Genomic DNA, 16,860 nt, shown 5'->3' with positions numbered 1-16,860 from the left:
ACCTGTCTTACCCTTCCGTTAGATTCAACCTCATACTTCTAGTAAATTGAGAAACAGACCATGCTAACTATCAATTCATTCGTCCTCTATGTTGAGGACATCCACGTAAGCCAAGCTTTTTACTCGAAACTGTTTGATTGTGAGGTCACGTTTTTGTCTCCAACATTTGCTTCTATGCCACTCGAAAATGGCTTAAAACTGACACTCAAGCAAAGTGATGTTCTTTCCCCTTCCAGCGACATCAAAGGTGGTGGCACCGAGTTATCATTTGCAGTGCGCAACCGCCATACGTTAGAGCACGTTTACAACAGTTGGAAAAACATGGGCGTTGAGTTTGCTCAACCACCAATGACTTCGGTGTATGGCTTAAATTTTGTGGCTACCGATCCGGATAAACATCGCATTCGCGTTTTCATTAGTGAATAAAAATGCGTTAAAAATGCTTTTTACCCATTCCCAATGTGACTTCAATAAATTAGACTCAAGGAAACATCAAAAGCTGCGTAGTATATAAGAAGGAATGCCCATGAGCTCAAGTATGATCCTTAGCGAATCTCTAATCGAGAGTGGAAGAGATATCCCCCTCAAAGAACTGCTTTATGCAAAGCGCGTGCTGGATAACTACATGGCGGTAGCAAAAGAGAGCAGCCCACTTGAGCTGTTGGCAGAGATGAAATCGGCAGCAAAGCAAGTGGAATACTTTACCACTACGAGTAACCCGTGTGAGGCTCGTAATGTCATCAGTCAGATGATTGATAAAATCGACACCGCGGAATCTTTTGAGTCGTTCAAGGCTTTAGCAGGCAAGCCCTCACTAGCTCTCAATGAACTGATTGAAGATCGCGCCCAACTGATTAAACATGAGCGAGAATTGCTGCTTGCTTCAGGCTATGACGCCTCGCGTATCTAAGAATAAACGCTAGCTCCCGAGTTTAAAGCTAGCAACGAAAAAGGAGCTCTTAAAGAGCTCCTTTTACTTTCCAAAATCAGGTATAAAAGATCTAGAGGCCGATATCTTCAGTTATTGCTTTGATTTGCTTGAGATCCATTTTATAAACTTCAATCATTTGATCGACCTGACTTAGTCGTGAATTGGCTTCATCGTGTTTATCACACGCGTCCGATTTCACGTCCCAAGATTTACCTTCCAAAAATACATCACACTCTTTTTTGAGTTTCTCGATCTTAGGCAATAATTTCGCCCTTTCTTTCTCTAGAGACTCCAATTCTTGCGAAATTTTCAGCTCTTTTTGAAACACCTCGCGCGATCGTTCAAAGATAGTCGCTTGCATATCCGCTTGACGACTCAGCTTCTCATTTTCCGACTTCGTCGTGTTGATCTTATCTGCCTGTTGTTTCAATTGAGACTCTAGCGACAGGTTAACTTTCTCGACCTCAGTCAATTGCTTTTGTAACTTCTTAAGCGCTTTCTCGTGCGCTTCATCTTTCGCAGCGAGCAGTTCAGTGACTTTATCTTGTATTTCTTGGTCGAGCGCTTCTTCGCGCACTTTTACTTGAGACACCAACTGCGTTTTATCTTGCGTCAACGCTTGGTATTTTTCTTCTAGCACATGATAAGTCGATTCCCACTTGTTCGCAGTGACAATCGATCCAACAAGGCCACCAAATGCCAAGCCTAATACCGCAGCAATCGCGATATAGATATGAGTACGTTTGTCACGCTCTTCAATGACAACAACGTCGTCTTGTTCTTCCATCTTGTTCTGAGAACTCACCGTATACTACTCCAAGGACTCTTTTACTTTGCTAGCGGATCAATTCCGCAAACATAATTGATGCTGTATAAATCAGAAAGGCGCCAATTAATGTTATAACGGTCGCTTTTTGGACTTTTTCATTGGTTCGATAACGAAACAGCACAAATGCTACTGCAATCAACACCGCAATGGCTAATAATCTGGTCATACCGCCTCCTTGTCCACTCATGAAAAACTGCCTAGGTCCATAGACGGTTTCACAAAGATTTATTGTAACTCATTTATACGCCCCATAAGGTCAACTTAACGTAGATTTTAAAATAAGTGCTTCGATTTTAATCAAATTTGTGTTCTCAATTGAATAACTTATGCCGTAATAATCGAAACACATTTATCGTTCTGAAGTGTGTTCTTGGTTCTATTTCCTAGCCCAATGAGTTTTGTTTATGCAGTTGCTCACACAAAAAACTTGGTAAATGTAGCTTCGTGAAAATAAGTAGGGTTATTTCGTTGAAAATAAATTGATATAGGGTGTTGAAATGGACCAAAAACATGATAGAGTTCACACGTTAATGATGACCAGCATCATTAACTAACCTTTACTCATTTAATTGAGTAATTGTTCCGATGAAGACTGCAGGAGAGTGGTTATTAATCAAATTTTAACATTTGATTAGCATAACTCGCCGAAGAATTAACTATTTCAGGTGCTACCTAGGTAGCGGGGACTGTAGTTGGAGGAACCTCTGGAGAGAACCGTTAAATCGGTCGCCGAAGGAGCAAGTCTTGCACTCACGCAAGGTGAAACTCTCAGGCAAAAGGACAGAGGAGTGGAAAGTTACAACCTAACTATTTTGCTTGGCCTTCCCGCCTACAACCAATAGCTTAGTTCTTTTAGAGATCGTTGATCTCGTCCTTTCCCTCTTCTCCTTATTAGTTGTTTTATTAAGGGGAAATCATGAACGACCTACAATCTTTACTACAAACCATCGATAATTTTGTCTGGGGTCCACCACTGCTTATTTTGCTAGTGGGTACCGGTGTTTACTTCACTTTTAGCCTCGGCTTGATCCAGTTTAAACATCTCCCAACAGCGCTAGCGATGGTATTCAGTAAAGATAAGTCATCTGATAAACAAGGTGACGTTTCTAGCTTTGCAGCACTTTGTACTGCGCTCTCAGCAACGATTGGTACTGGTAACATTGTTGGTGTTGCCACCGCGATCAAACTTGGTGGACCAGGTGCCCTATTCTGGATGTGGCTCGCCGCCCTTTTCGGAATGGCGACTAAATACGCCGAATGTTTGTTAGCGGTTAAATACCGAAGAGTCGATGATAAAGGCCAAATGATTGGTGGCCCGATGTACTACCTGCAATACGGTGTTGGCTCAAAAGCCCTCGCGATCATGTTTGCAGTGTTTGCTTTGGGTGTTGCTTGTTTTGGTATCGGTACGTTTCCACAAGTAAACGCGATTCTGGATGCAAGTGAGATATCTCTCGGTGTTGACCGTGAGCTCTCTGCCTTTGTACTGACTCTTTTGGTTGCTTTCGTGACTTTGGGTGGTATCAAATCCATTGCTAACGTTGCAGGAAAAGTGGTTCCTACTATGGCTGTATTTTATGTGTTGGCGTGTTTAAGCGTGATCATCATGAATGCAGACCAATTGTTCAATGCCGTTGAATTAGTGCTGGTTTCAGCATTTACATCAACAGCAGCGACCGGCGGTTTCTTAGGTGCAAGTATCATGTTGGCGATCCAATCAGGTATCGCTCGTGGCGTATTCTCAAACGAATCTGGTTTGGGTAGCGCGCCTATGGCAGCAGCGGCAGCGAAAACAGACTCTTGTGTGAAACAAGGCCTGATTTCAATGACAGGTACCTTCTTTGATACCATCATTATTTGTACCATGACGGGCCTAGCGTTGATCCTTACTGGCGCATGGCAAAGCGACTTTTCTGGTGCAGCAATGACGACTCATGCCTTTGCGGTAGGTTTGAATGCGGATACATTTGGCCCAATGCTGGTGTCAATTGGTTTGATGTTTTTTGCATTCACAACCATTCTTGGATGGAACTACTATGGTGAGCGTTGCGTTGTGTTCCTCTTTGGTACAAAAGCGGTGCTTCCTTATAAGCTGATTTTCGTTGGTTTGGTGGCATCAGGCGCGTTCCTCCATCTAGACATGATTTGGCTACTCGCCGATATCGTAAATGGTCTGATGGCGATTCCTAACCTAATCGGTTTGATCGCACTGCGTCACGTCGTACTGGCAGAAACCAAGCTGTTCTTTAGCTCAGCATCGCAATCTGATGAAATTGAAGCAGTAAAAGCTTAGTGACATGACAAGTGTTCAGTAATGAACCGTCAATCGCTGAAAGTAAATTGGAAATGGTAAAAAACATAAAGCCCGCTGGTATTCAGCGGGCTTTATTTTATCTTAAGCTAAGCGGTTAATCTCGCAACCATTGATGCTCAACCTTTTCTCCACGTTCTTGAAAAAACTTCGCATTTTTTTGCTTGAATTGATCCGACTTCAGCTCTGATAGAGGCCAGTCTGAAAACGCCTCTGTTACGAACGAATCTCCAACCCCAACTTCAATCGATTCAAGATGCTTCCCGATGTAGCGATAGAAGTAGCTCTGCCCCAGTGCATCACAAACCATCGGCACATGTCTCATGCGTTGATGGTTAACGGATACTGAAGCCCAAGTTGTCGTTTTAGGTTCGCAGCTTTGCTCTTTTACAACATCAACTTCAAAGTTATTGTCCATTGTTGTCGAGACAAAAACGACAATACCGTCATTCATATACACACGTCGAAGTAATAGCTGTTTCGTATCTTGAGTTCGCGTCTGTTGTATTCCATTGGAAAATGGCTCGAAATAGCCCCAGTGCCAAGACCAGGTCATGCCACGTTGCGCAAACTGTACCTGTGGCCATGTCTGCCAAACAATGGCACCAACCACGCCAGTAATAAACACAACGAGCAATATCAAAAGGTGGTAAATATTGCGCATTACACGGGCTTTTCAATCAATAACTTTACGCCAAGTGCGACTAAGACAGCGCCCGTCGCCCCTTCCATCCACTTCATAAAGCTTGCATTCTTTAACAGGCTCTTAGCTGAGTTAAGTGCGCCAGCCAAACCACACTGCCAAACCATCGCAATAATAAAGTGCACGGATGCCATCATCATTGATTGAAGCAAAGGAGAACCTTCTGGATTCACAAACTGTGGCAAGAACGCCAAGTAGAAAACTGCCGTTTTTGGGTTCAAGACGTTAGAAAGAAAGCCCTCTCTAAAAGAGCGTTTGCCATTAAACACTTCATGAACCTGCTCAGTCACTGACAAACCATTCTTCGACGACATCAGGGCTTTTAAACTGCTCAGACCAAGCCAAATAAGATAAGCTGCACCAATCATTTTTACGATTTGGAACAACTCTGCAGATTGCGCCAGAATGGCCGAAATACCAACCGCTGAAAAGAAAGCATGCACAAATAAGCCAAAGCAAATCCCTAAACTGGTTGTAGATCCGTCTTTTAAACCCGCGCGACTGGTATTACGGATAACAAGGGCCGTATCTAAACCCGGCGTTAGCGTTAAAATAGTGATGGCAATAATAAATGCCTCAAAATTCAAGATATCCATATTATCGTGATAATTAATTGTTAATCCGTCATCAATACCGTCAATCCACGAGATTCGCAAGCTTCTTTTTTAAGAGAGCTATACAACTGAGTGAATTTATGGACAATGAGTGACGATTAATTGTTAATTATTAGTAAATTAACGCAGGTTGTTTCGTGCAACTCGACGTAAAGGACCCGTTATCGGGTGTTTAGGGAAAGAACAAAGAATAAGAGTAGTCACATGAAAGCATTTACAAAACTCATTGAACATTCCAAAAAAGTGGCAAACTTTGAGCACCTCTCTGCCATCATAGGTTGGGACCAAGCAGCGGTCATGCCATCTGGTGGCGCTGAAGCACGCTCCAATGCTATGGCAGAGCTTGATGTACACATCCACTCATTGATGTACACATCCACTCATTGATGACTCAGCCACACTTGGGCGAGCTTTTCGCTCAGGCAGAAGAAGAGACGCTATCTGCGAGTGAAAAGTCCATCCTACGAGAAATGAAACGTGAATGGCAACAAGCTAACTTGCTACCAGAATCATTAGTTCAAGCTCAATCTCTTGCTGGCTCCAAATGTGAACATGCATGGCGTACGCAACGAGGAGAAAATGACTGGTCTGGCTTTGAAAAGAACTGGGCAGAAGTCGTCAAGCTATCGCAAGAAGAAGCGCAAATTAGAGCCGAAGCAAACGGCACAACGCCTTACGATGCCATGCTTGATATTTATGAACCAGGCACAACGTCTGCATCGTTAGACGCGCTTTTTGCTGACGTAAAAACGTGGCTACCTTCCTTGATAGACGAAGCGCTTGAAAAACAGCAATCAGACAACATCTTATTGCCAACTGCGCACTACCCTGCGGAAAAACAAAAAGCACTAGGGCTGGAAGTCATGAAGCTACTTCAATTCGATTTTGAACACGGTCGGCTTGATGAAAGTGTCCATCCATTTTGTGGCGGTGTGCCAACAGATGTGCGTATTACAACACGTTATGATGAAAGCGAGTTTGTCCAATCATTGATGGGGATCGTCCACGAAACTGGCCATGCCAGATACGAGCAAGGACTACCAAAAAATTTAGCAGGAACGCCAGCTGGTCAAGCCCGCTCTATGGGAATTCATGAGTCACAATCGCTCTTCTTTGAAATGCAAATAGGACGAAACAACGCATTTATCGACCACCTTGCTCACATGGCTTCCAAGCATTTTTCTGGGGATGAATTTGAAAAAGACAATCTAGCCAAAATCTACACTCGCGTAGAGAAAGGCTTTATTCGCGTAGATGCGGACGAATTAACATACCCTGCCCACGTTATTCTTCGATATGAGATTGAACGTGATCTTATGAACGGTGCCATCAAGCATACAGACGTACCAGAGCTCTGGAACGAAAAAATGAAAGCGTATTTGGGGCTCTCAACGGAAGGGAATTTCAAAAACGGTTGTATGCAGGACATTCACTGGACGGATGGAAGTTTTGGATATTTCCCATCCTACACTCTCGGTGCGATGTACGCAGCCCAATTCATGGCCGCAATGAAGCAAACGGTAGATGTGGACGCGGTTATTCGCTCTGGCGATCTGACGCCGATATTCGATTGGCTGTCGAAGAACATCTGGAGTAAAGGTAGCTTATTAACAACAGATGACCTCGTAAGAGAAGCAACGGGTGAAACACTAAATGCTAAGCACTTCCAAGCGCACCTAAAAGGCCGCTACTTGTAAATAGAAAAAGAATAGAACGTAAAAGCCCAAGGTTTGTATGTTCCTTGGGCTTTTTTAAGCTCTTTCTATGCTATGCCAAGCTAGGGATAAGTCTGGGCTTGTACAAACAATCCTCGCCTTCAGGTCTGGTTTTAAACCGACGGTGAAGCCACATATATTGGCTCGGACTTGCCATGATTGACGTTTCAACTATCTTATTCACGAAAACTGCCGCACCTTGAGGATCTTCTTTCGGGAAACCGTCGACTGGCGCACTAATCGTCAAGGTATAGTGTCCGTCTTTTCCTCTTACCATCGTAAAAGGCACGATGGCACAATCTGTCGAATCAACCAGCAGACTTGTACCTGTCGTCGTGCAAGCATTTTTAACGGCAAATAATGGCGCAAACGTTGAGCGTCGGTTTCCATAATCATGATCCGGTGCATACCAGACCCGCTCACCCGTTCTAAGCGCTTCAAGCATGGCTTTAACGTTCTTGCGGTCAATAAGCGTACGATTAGAGCGAGAACGCCCCTTGTATTGAAAGTAATCAAAACAAGGATTGTTGTTTGGACGATAAACACCAGTTCCAGACTTTTTAATGCCAAAAGCACGAGCACCTAACTCTAAGTTCATCGAGTGTACGGCCAACATTAATGCCCCCTTGCCTGATTTTTCTAAAGCCTCGAGGTGCTCCATTCCTTTTATCGTAACGTGTTTGTTTACCCGTTTATCAGACCAAAACCATGCCATCGCGGTCTCAAATAGCGCAATACCTGTATTGTCGATATTGTCTTTTAAAATTGCTTCGCGTTGGCATTCTTCCATCTGAGGAAAGCAAAGTTCAAGATTGCGCCTAATCGTAACTTGACGTTTTTTCATGATTCGCATAGCTAAACGGCCAATGCCACGTCCTAATGCTAACTGAACTTTGAAAGGAAGGAGACTGAGTAAGTACATCACGCTGATGATAATTAAGGTTCCCCAGTAACGAGGCAAAAGAAATTCAGCCTTGAATTCAGGCTTTTGGTATTTATTCATGTGAGTATTGTCAGATGTGCCCATCTATAAGTGATAAAAACAATGATAATGGACTGCACTTTTATCATTGATAGCGCTAATAACATAAATTAAAGCGCGCGGATTCTATGGTTCTTCGACACACTACACAATAAGAACTTTGCAGAAATATGTAGGGGGATGAAAAAGCAGCAAAGATGAATCACCACGTTAACATCGATTGGAGTGATTAATCTACCGCACTTTCATAAAGTTTGGACAAACATAACTTTGTGCTTTCAATGCGCTAGATAATGGTGTTTTTTTAACCCCATAATGCAGCTATCATGAAAATAACAATAAACATGATAATCATTACCCTGAACAAGTAAGACAACTTTCCGGTGCCACCTTTTGGCGCTTGGTTACAGCATCCCATTGTGTTTCTCCATCGTTTCATTTCGATATGGCATTAATGTACTCCTTGACCTTAGGGGAAAGTCAAACCTTTACCCAAAGGTTCTAATTCACCGCTATAAGTGTTTATTTATCCGACATATCACTCGTTTATACCCCAAAGAAATAAAGCGCGTTGTTTTCAGCTCATTTTCGGATAAATACATACCGTTTTTCGCTATATACCCACTATTTATGAGGAATCTACAATACGCGAGTCTTACTTGTAGCACGCTACTTTTATAGCCTAGAAGTTGTGCGCTCATCCATTAAAGGTATCGAATGAGCAATATCGTTAAATCCGCCGTTAAATTGAGTGTTTTCTCTATCATCATGATCACCGTAACTTCGGTCGACAGCATAAGGAACATTCCTGGGGCGGCTTTGTTTGGTAGCCATGCCATTTCTTTCTTCTTACTTGCTGGACTCTGTTTTTTTGTCCCTACAGCGCTAGTGTGTGCTGAGCTAAGTACCACTTATCCAAAGCAAGGTGGTGTATATCTTTGGGGCAAAGAAACACTAGGGCCAAACTTTGGCTTTGCCACCGTGTGGTATCAATACGCTGAAAATATTGTTTACTATCCACCGTTAATTTCATTCATTGTTGCAACGGGGGCCTACCCTTTTTTCCCAGACCTGGCGCAAAACAACATGTTTATGTTGGTGATGATTAATGTGATTTTTTGGGCGTTAACTTTAGTTAATATCTTTGGCTTGCGCCTCTCTTCCCTGATTACAAATGTATTCGGCACCCTAGGTTTGATATTTCCGATTCTATTGATTATCGGATTAGGCGGGTACTGGGCGTATACCCATCCTGGTGAGTCTCATATCTCGCTTCGCCACATATCTGACTGGTTGCCGGACCTTTCTCAAGATGGGATCGGAGCTGGTTTTACTGCGGTAGTTCTGTCACTTACAGGCCTTGAAATCACGACCTCTTATGCAAGCGAAGTAGAAAATCCGCAAAAAGCCTATCCCAAAGCTCTGCTGATCTCCACAACCTTAATCTTGGTTTCTCTGACGGCGTGCTCACTGTCTATTTCTTCGGTCGTCTCAAGTGACCATTCTAGTTTGAGTGAAGGAGTGATACTTGCCTTCAAAACTTTTTTTGATGATCTGCACCTCTCATTCCTGCTGCCTGTCATTGCCCTTGCTATTGTTTTTGGCACGCTTGCAAGCCTGAATAACTGGATAATCGCCCCAACTAAAAGTCTGCATGTTGCCGCAAAAGATAGTTTCATGCCGATGTCGCTCGCCAAAGAAAACCGCAACCAAGCCCCCGTCTCATTGTTGCTCTTGCAAGGCGCGATTGTTAGCGTGCTCTCTTTGGTTTTCATTTTTGTTCCAAACGTCAATCAAGGCATGTGGCTATTGAATATCCTGATGACTCAGCTCTATATGGTGATGTACATCTGTATTTTTGTTAGCTTTTTGGTCTCACGCTACAAACACGCAGATATTGAGCGCCCATTTCGAATTGCGGGCGGAAAAATAGGAATGTGTTTAGTGGCAGGATTAGGCTTGATGAGTTGCTTGGTGACGATTGTTGTATCTTTTGACGTACCAGCAGGAATTAGCGCAAAAGCTGGTGCATATGCACTGATATTAGGATTTATCACATTTAGCCTCCCAGCGTTCGCCGCCGTGATGTATCGCAATCGAAAACATCGTCAACAAAGCAAAATGCTTGAGGTACTAGTAAGTTAACTATTGGATTGACATTAAAAAGCCGCAGCAATTTCTCGCTACGGCTTTTTATTTGGCATCACAAGTAGTGTTGGTTATCCGTGTCCTACAGTCTTGGATAACAGATTCACGATCATCACACCAGTGAGGATAAACCCAATACCAACAATCGCAGGCAAATCTAGCCGCTGTCCATAAACAAAGTAGCCAACCGTAGCAACTAAAACAATACCCGCTCCACTCCATATGGCGTAAACAACCCCAACAGGCATCGTTTTTACCGTGACGGAAAGCAAGAAGAAAGCAATGCCGTAACCAATCAGAACGACTGTGCTAGGCATCATTTTCGTAAATTGCTCTGTTTTGGGAATATAGGAAGTGGCAATCACTTCACATACAATCGCGATCGACAGCGCCAACATTGGCGGCATAGAGACAAGCATTTTGAACATAAGGCATTAACGCTCAACAGAAATGTAACCGACAACACGTCCGGATAATTAGGTCGCGCATTATACCCAACTCATCTCTCGATGGAATACCTCTTACTCAAGCGGCTTCAAAATGCAGGATTCACAGCGTGATCACTTGAATATAGAGACATTCACACGCCATCGCTTTCACTCACTTCTTGATGAGTAAGCGACAGGCCTGCTTTTTGGTGCTGCCGAGCAATTTCAAAGTAGATGTGCATATCAATTGGCTCTGGTGTATTGAGCAGCATCTTGCCCACTTCTCGTTGAAAGTGACCATAATTACCTAACTCATCCGTCAGCCCTAGCTGCTCGTAAGAAGCTTCATTGGCAAACATTCCATAGGCATACTGATAATGACTTAGATCCTTGCTCTTATCATGACCAAGCTCTTGAAGGGCTTGATCAATTTCTTTCGGCGTATAAGTATCTTTATCGCCAAACAAGCGCAATAGTACGCTAGGAACCTCTTGAGCGATGCTCTGAATTTTTGTCTTTCTTTTAAAAATACCGAACATAATGTCCTCCACTGACGATGTTTCCAAATACACACTTTAATGCATATTGGTGAGCTGATTGTTTTTAGTATGGCTCATTAATCTGAGACTTCCTTACAACGAAGTCACTTTCGCATATTAACGTGATCACATAATTACCAGCAAATAGTACGAACAGCGTTTCAAACATATCTCATCAGAAACTCCGCTCTAGTCACAATTGTGTGACAGCTTCGAGCTCGGTTTACCATAATGTAAAGAGTAGATTGAAAAGTCATATTTCGTATCGACATCTAAACTTAATTAAGTTAGCTTTAGAAGTATAGACGTCTAGATTGACTATACTTAGGGAGAGAAAGTCGTGCCAATTAGAATTCCAGATCAATTACCAGCCACCGATGTGCTAAGGACAGAGAACATCTTCGTAATGAGTGAAACGCGTGCTGCGAGTCAGGAAATACGTCCTTTACGAGTGCTGATCCTGAATCTGATGCCCAAAAAAATAGAAACTGAAACTCAGTTTTTGCGTCTACTCTCAAACAGCCCATTACAAGTCAATGTCGAGTTATTGCGCATTGATAACCGCCCAAGCAAAAATACGCCAACCGAACATTTGGATACTTTTTATCGTCAATTTGAAATGGTGAGAGATAAAAATTTCGATGGCATGATCATTACTGGTGCCCCACTAGGTTTGGTTCAATTTGAAGATGTCATTTATTGGGACCACCTAAAAACCATCATGGAATGGGCAAAAGATCATGTGACATCGACTCTTTATGTATGCTGGGCAGCACAAGCAGGGCTGAAGTTGCTCTACGATCTACCTAAAAAAACGCGTAAAGAAAAACTTTCAGGCGTGTACCATCACCAGATTCATCATCAATTCCATCCTATGTTACGTGGGTTTGATGACACATTTTTAGCGCCTCATTCACGCTATGCTGACTTTTCACCTCACTTTTTAGAAGAACATACCGACTTAGACATCCTAGCCACATCGGATGTTGCAGGTGTTTACTTAGCTACAACAAAAGACAAGAGAAATGTGTTTGTTACTGGGCATCCTGAATACGATTCGCATACCTTACATAACGAATATATCCGCGATTTAAGTGAAGGCATGGAACCAGCCATTCCCGTCAACTACTATCCAAACAACAATCCTGATAATCCACCAATTGCCAGTTGGAGAAGTCATGGACATCTCCTCTTTTTAAACTGGCTGAACTACTGCGTTTACCAGCAAACACCTTATGATCTTGATCACTTCAGTGAAGACGCTTTTACTAAAGACGATTAACCTCAAAGCACGCAAACAAAGCGCTTATGATGCCTAAATGTAATATGTGAACCAAGCCGCCATATGGCGGCTTTTTCATACCAGTTTGCAAACCTGATCGCATAGTGTTTTTTCCTCCATAGGCTTTTGCTACGTAATTCATATCATGCTGGGAGATTCAGGGATGTAGGGACAAAGAATGAAAACAACAAAGCTCGGTGCACTACTATTAATCTCTCAGTTTGCACTTGTGGGCTGCGTGACGGTGAAAGAAGATGGTAGTCCTGTCGTTAAAGCCGATCCTGTAGCAATGGCAGAATCACGTATCGCACTTGGCCTAGGTTATTTAGAAGGCGGCAATATGATTCGCGCGCATGATAACTTGCAACAAGCCTTAACCCACGCACCTCAATACTATCGTGCTCAGTTATCGATGGCTCACTACTATGAAACGGTTGGTGAAGATGCTAAAGCCGAGCAAATGTATAAACGCTCTCTACGCCAACACACCAAAAACGGTAACGTGCTCAATAACTACGGCACCTTTCTTTGCAAGCGGGGTGACTTCGAGAAAGCCGATCAAATGTTTAATCGAGCCATTGAGCAACCTTATTACTATCTCATTCCGGCCAGTTATGAAAACGCCGCATTTTGCGCGTTGAAGTCACAAGATAAAGACAAAGCGAAATACTACTTCGCCCGAGCTATTGATCATGACCCTCATAGGCCAAAATCTATTTTGCAGCTAGCCAAGCTAGAAATTGATAGCGGCAATTACACTGAAGCCAGAATTCGATTAATGAGATTTAATCAAATGTATGGCGTTAAGAAACCCTCTTTACAGCTCATGATTCAACTTGAACGTGCAGCAGGTAATGAAGCACTCGAGAAAAAATATCAAAAGCAATTGGAGAGATTTTCTTAACACGACATCATGATAAAGAAGGTGTACTCGCTCACAGACACTACTGAACTTGACTAAGAATCCAGTGAATTCAAACCCACGGTGAAACATTCATCCTGTACATAAACTTCAAATTCGGTACTATTTGAACGGAATAAGTGACCAAGTCACGTTATAAAAGTGCGCTAGTAAAACGAAATTTGTACATCATACTGTTTTTACTATTGATTTGGGGCGCATTGATAAATGCTAAATATTACTGACATGCACCAGAAGGAAGTTGAAGCCGGATGAAACCTGCCTGCACTCTGTTATCACTCACTTTGCTGAGTTCGCCTTTTGTCGTCAGTGCACAAGAAAATATAGAAAAAACATTCACGTTTGGCATTGTTTCCAATAAAGCTCAAAGCAAAATCAAAAAGTCGACGCCTTTTACGCAGTACGTGACCAATGGTTTGGCTGAATACGGATACACCAAGGGTGCTGTAAAAGTATTTAAAAATTATCGCCAGCTCGCGGTGGCACTAAAAAATGGCACCGTTCAAATTGCAACAGCTACCCCCTTCAATGCAATGACCCTCGAGGCAGAGTCTGGCAGCCAAGCCATTGCCATACGCTGGAAAAAAGGTTTACAAAAATATCATACGGTATTCTTTACCCACAAAGAGAGTGGTATCGAGTCGATTTCTGACCTGCGCGGAAAAACACTTGTTTTTGAAAAACGTACATCCACCAGCAGCTATTACTTACCCGCTATTACACTGCTTAATCAAGGGGAAAAATTAGAATACCTCCCCTCCTCCGATGACAAACCAGCCAAAGATAGTATTGGATATTTATTCCTTGACGAGCACTTGGCTCAATCGAATGAAATCAACCTTTCAGTATGGGTGTATAAGCAGAGAGTCGTAGCAGGAGCGTTCAGCAATTTCAATTGGAGCAACCCTAAAGATCTTCCAGAAAGCATGAAAGACAAACTAACGATTTTCGCTCGCTCGGTAGAAATACCTAGAGACTTAATTCTCGTCTCTCCGACCTTAAGCCAAGATCAGCAACATAAAATCACGTCAATATTGCTCGGTATGGAGGCATCTCAGCAAGGTGCTTTAGCACTTAAACAGTTCCAAAACACGAAAAAGATCACCGCTCTAACGCCAGAAATGTCCGCGTCCTTAAATACCGTTCGAACATCTATTCACTTGTTACCGAAGGTGGATTGATGTTCCACAAACTCTCACTCGAAACTAAATACATTTGCTCGACCATTTTTGTTGTCCTGTTTGTCGTAGTGATAAACCTCGCACTATATATGCATGGTTACGATACGTACTCAAATAACTTAACCCGCCAAATCACCGAGAACTCACAAGAAAAAACAGAGTCTTACGTCAAGCAAAAAGGATTGGTTTACGCAGACTTATTATCAAAGCAACTTTTTGACCCACTCTATACGGATAATATCAGCCAAGCATACGAGCAGATTAAAGCAACATTAAGCCAACCAGATGTCTCGAAGATACACGTTGTTGATAATGAAGGGCTAATCTTTCACGACGGTACGACTCAGCTGAGTATGTTTGCCCAGCCTCATTACCGTTCTCGCTTTATTTTGAAAGCAATAGAAGAGTCTAGAATTCTCATTTCTTTTTCTAAACATCAATTAGAAATTGCGGCACCGATTCAGCAATCGAATATCACACTGGGCGCTGTGTATCTTGAACTGAACCTAGCACATCTATTAGAAGAGAAAGAACAAAACATTGCGCAAGTACAAGCGCTTACCTCAAACGATAAGCAAAAGATGTTTAACTTGCTGCTCACGATCAGTGCGATATCCGTTCTGCTCGGAAGTGCCATCGCGTATGCTTTGGGTCGCTCATTAATAAAACCACTCAAACAACTTAAAGAACAATTTACAGAGTCAAATACTCAAGCACTACCAATCACTGATATAAAAAGTAAAGATGAAGTGGGTGATCTTATTTCGGCGTATAACAAAATGTCGAACAAAGTGAACAGATACACAAGCCGGGTGGAGTTCATGGCGTATCACGACATTCTTACCTCCCTGCCTAACCGAGAAAAGTTGCTCATTGATATCCAAAAGCAAATAACGAACCGCAGATCTCCCTCACTCGCGGTTGTTTTTATTGATCTGGATGACTTTAAACATATTAACGATAACTACGGGCATAGCATCGGAGATAAATTGCTAGGTCATCTCGCCTCAGAACTTCAAGGTCGTTTGCCGAGTTACTTCCAGCCTCTTTACCGTCTTTCAACCATCGTAAGCCGAGTCGGCGCTGACGAATTTGTGCTGGTCTTTCCATGCAAAGACAGCCTCCACGCTAGAGAAAAAGCGGACGATATTCATCGCCAATTGCTTTCTCCTTTTAACTTGGAAGAGAACGATATTCAAATTACGGCAAGCCTTGGAGTCGCGGTGTATCCGGAATTTGGCTCAAACGCAGAGTCTCTTTTACAACTCTCCTCACTGGCGGCGCAAGAATCTAAACGACGCGGCAAAGATATCATGACGATATACGATTCCGCGTTTGATGAGACCGTGAAGCAGCACTTATACATAGAAAAGGAACTGCGCCGCTCAATACGTGATTTATCTCAGTTCGAGCTTTGGTATCAACCCCAGTTCGACCTCAACACCTACCAGTTGATTGGTGTCGAAGCATTGGTTAGGTGGAATCACCCAGAGAAGGGTTATATCAGCCCAGAATTATTTATCCCGATTGCAGAACAAAGTGACTTAATTTTAGAGCTTGGTGAATACCTCATCGAGACAGCAATTAGCCAGCGAGCACAATGGGCGGGTCATTTCACTGCTGATTTTCATATCGCATTAAATTTGTCTCCTAGGCAGATCTACCGCCAAGATTTAAGTCAGCTCTTTTCGAAATATTTACAACAATATCAAGTCCCCCCTCAAACCATTCATGTTGAAGTGACAGAGTCTCTGTTTATTGATGATATTGAGAAAGCGCAGTACGTGCTCAGAAAATTACAAGCTAACGGCGTAGAAGTGTGGCTAGATGATTTTGGAACTGGGTACTCAGCCCTCGCCTACCTACAACAAATGTCGTTTGATGGGCTTAAAATTGACCGTTCATTTATCGCTCAAATCCAAAACAATGAACAAGATGATTCATTAGTCCGTGCGATTATATCCATGGCTCATAACCTAAGAATGAGAGTGGTAGCTGAAGGCATAGAAACCCAGACCCAACTAACAAGGATGGAATCGCTTCACTGCGACGTTGTTCAAGGCTTTTTCTTGGGTAGACCGGTGCCGGCAGAAGAAATCATAGAGTTTGAGCAACAACGCCAAGCAATAGATGACTCAACCGCCAGCAACTATGCTTAACTGAATAATTTATCGCGTTCATTTAATTAAAGGGGATTCGTTCTGCAATATTGGTCACACTTCGCCATCTCGCAAGTATGAATTTCCTCTTAAAATCTAACATTTGAGATAGGTAA

General features: G+C 42.8%; 15 protein-coding genes, 1 pseudogene and 1 riboswitch. Of the genes and pseudogenes, 9 read left to right on the top strand and 7 right to left on the bottom strand.

Annotation, left to right across the window (positions count from 1 at the left end; all coding sequences use genetic code 11):
- Positions 1–60: 60 nt before the first annotated feature.
- Both NB463_RS20870 and NB463_RS20865 read left to right on the top strand, forming a co-directional pair.
- Positions 61–426, top strand: coding sequence for a VOC family protein (locus tag NB463_RS20870; protein WP_258432569.1), 366 nt, complete (start codon positions 61–63; stop codon positions 424–426).
- 100 nt (positions 427–526) lie between these two features.
- Complete coding sequence (locus NB463_RS20865; RefSeq protein WP_176320661.1) at positions 527–910, top strand: hypothetical protein; 384 nt, start codon at positions 527–529, stop codon at positions 908–910.
- Between the two features lie 91 nt (positions 911–1,001).
- Here the strand turns inward: NB463_RS20865 and NB463_RS20860 are convergent, their stop codons facing one another.
- Positions 1,002–1,736, bottom strand: coding sequence for a hypothetical protein (locus tag NB463_RS20860; protein ID WP_046874891.1), 735 nt, complete (start codon positions 1,734–1,736; stop codon positions 1,002–1,004).
- 31 nt (positions 1,737–1,767) lie between these two features.
- Positions 1,768–1,926: a hypothetical protein gene (locus tag NB463_RS20855; RefSeq protein ID WP_005377784.1), complete on the bottom strand. Its 159-nt coding sequence runs from the start codon at positions 1,924–1,926 to the stop codon at positions 1,768–1,770.
- 528 nt (positions 1,927–2,454) lie between these two features.
- Positions 2,455–2,554, top strand: a riboswitch (glycine riboswitch).
- A 122-nt stretch (positions 2,555–2,676) separates the two neighbouring features.
- Here NB463_RS20855 and NB463_RS20850 point away from each other — a divergent pair.
- Positions 2,677–4,053, top strand: coding sequence for an alanine/glycine:cation symporter family protein (locus tag NB463_RS20850; RefSeq protein WP_006741605.1), 1,377 nt, complete (start codon positions 2,677–2,679; stop codon positions 4,051–4,053).
- Between the two features lie 115 nt (positions 4,054–4,168).
- On the opposite strand, the gene NB463_RS20845 is transcribed toward NB463_RS20850, so the two are convergent.
- Positions 4,169–4,735, bottom strand: a complete 567-nt coding sequence (locus tag NB463_RS20845; protein WP_203346396.1) for a threonine transporter RhtB — start codon at positions 4,733–4,735, stop codon at positions 4,169–4,171.
- Positions 4,735–5,370 (bottom strand): LysE family translocator, encoded by a 636-nt coding sequence (locus NB463_RS20840; RefSeq protein ID WP_258432567.1) that lies wholly within the window; start codon positions 5,368–5,370, stop codon positions 4,735–4,737. Before NB463_RS20840 ends, NB463_RS20845 begins: the two co-directional genes overlap by 1 nt.
- A 222-nt stretch (positions 5,371–5,592) precedes the next feature.
- On the opposite strand from NB463_RS20840, the pseudogene NB463_RS20835 reads away from it, so the two are divergent.
- A pseudogene (locus NB463_RS20835) lies at positions 5,593–7,085 on the top strand (carboxypeptidase M32).
- A gap of 70 nt (positions 7,086–7,155) precedes the next feature.
- On the opposite strand, the gene NB463_RS20830 reads toward NB463_RS20835, so the two are convergent.
- A complete protein-coding gene (locus NB463_RS20830) occupies positions 7,156–8,106 on the bottom strand; it encodes an LpxL/LpxP family Kdo(2)-lipid IV(A) lauroyl/palmitoleoyl acyltransferase (protein ID WP_041853039.1) in 951 nt (316 codons plus the stop codon).
- Between the two features lie 696 nt (positions 8,107–8,802).
- Here NB463_RS20830 and NB463_RS20825 point away from each other — a divergent pair.
- Complete coding sequence (locus tag NB463_RS20825) at positions 8,803–10,230, top strand: APC family permease (protein ID WP_053807336.1); 1,428 nt, start codon at positions 8,803–8,805, stop codon at positions 10,228–10,230.
- A gap of 74 nt (positions 10,231–10,304) precedes the next feature.
- Here the strand turns inward: NB463_RS20825 and NB463_RS20820 are convergent, their stop codons facing one another.
- Positions 10,305–10,640: a DMT family transporter gene (locus NB463_RS20820; RefSeq protein ID WP_074191316.1), complete on the bottom strand. Its 336-nt coding sequence runs from the start codon at positions 10,638–10,640 to the stop codon at positions 10,305–10,307.
- Positions 10,641–10,813: 173 nt separating this feature from the next.
- Positions 10,814–11,200: a DUF6559 family protein gene (locus NB463_RS20815; RefSeq protein WP_012841885.1), complete on the bottom strand. Its 387-nt coding sequence runs from the start codon at positions 11,198–11,200 to the stop codon at positions 10,814–10,816.
- 340 nt (positions 11,201–11,540) lie between these two features.
- Here NB463_RS20815 and metA point away from each other — a divergent pair, with 340 nt between their 5' ends.
- From metA to NB463_RS20795, 4 genes are all read left to right on the top strand, one after another.
- Positions 11,541–12,482: a homoserine O-acetyltransferase MetA gene (gene metA / locus NB463_RS20810; RefSeq protein ID WP_006741610.1), complete on the top strand. Its 942-nt coding sequence runs from the start codon at positions 11,541–11,543 to the stop codon at positions 12,480–12,482.
- A gap of 178 nt (positions 12,483–12,660) precedes the next feature.
- A complete protein-coding gene (gene pilW, locus NB463_RS20805; protein WP_053807335.1) occupies positions 12,661–13,386 on the top strand; it encodes a type IV pilus biogenesis/stability protein PilW in 726 nt (241 codons plus the stop codon).
- Between the two features lie 269 nt (positions 13,387–13,655).
- Positions 13,656–14,585, top strand: coding sequence for a phosphate/phosphite/phosphonate ABC transporter substrate-binding protein (locus NB463_RS20800; protein WP_258432565.1), 930 nt, complete (start codon positions 13,656–13,658; stop codon positions 14,583–14,585).
- Entirely contained in the window at positions 14,585–16,744 is a 2,160-nt protein-coding gene (locus tag NB463_RS20795; protein WP_258432564.1) for a GGDEF domain-containing phosphodiesterase, read from the top strand. The genes NB463_RS20800 and NB463_RS20795 overlap by 1 nt, the downstream gene beginning before the upstream one ends.
- Positions 16,745–16,860: the final 116 nt, after the last annotated feature.

This window comes from Vibrio sp. RM-41-2B (genome assembly GCF_024744415.1).
GTDB classification, from domain to species: Bacteria; Pseudomonadota; Gammaproteobacteria; order Enterobacterales; family Vibrionaceae; genus Vibrio; species Vibrio diabolicus.
Note: the sequence above shows the minus strand (reverse complement) of the source record. Positions and strands in the feature narration are given on the sequence as shown.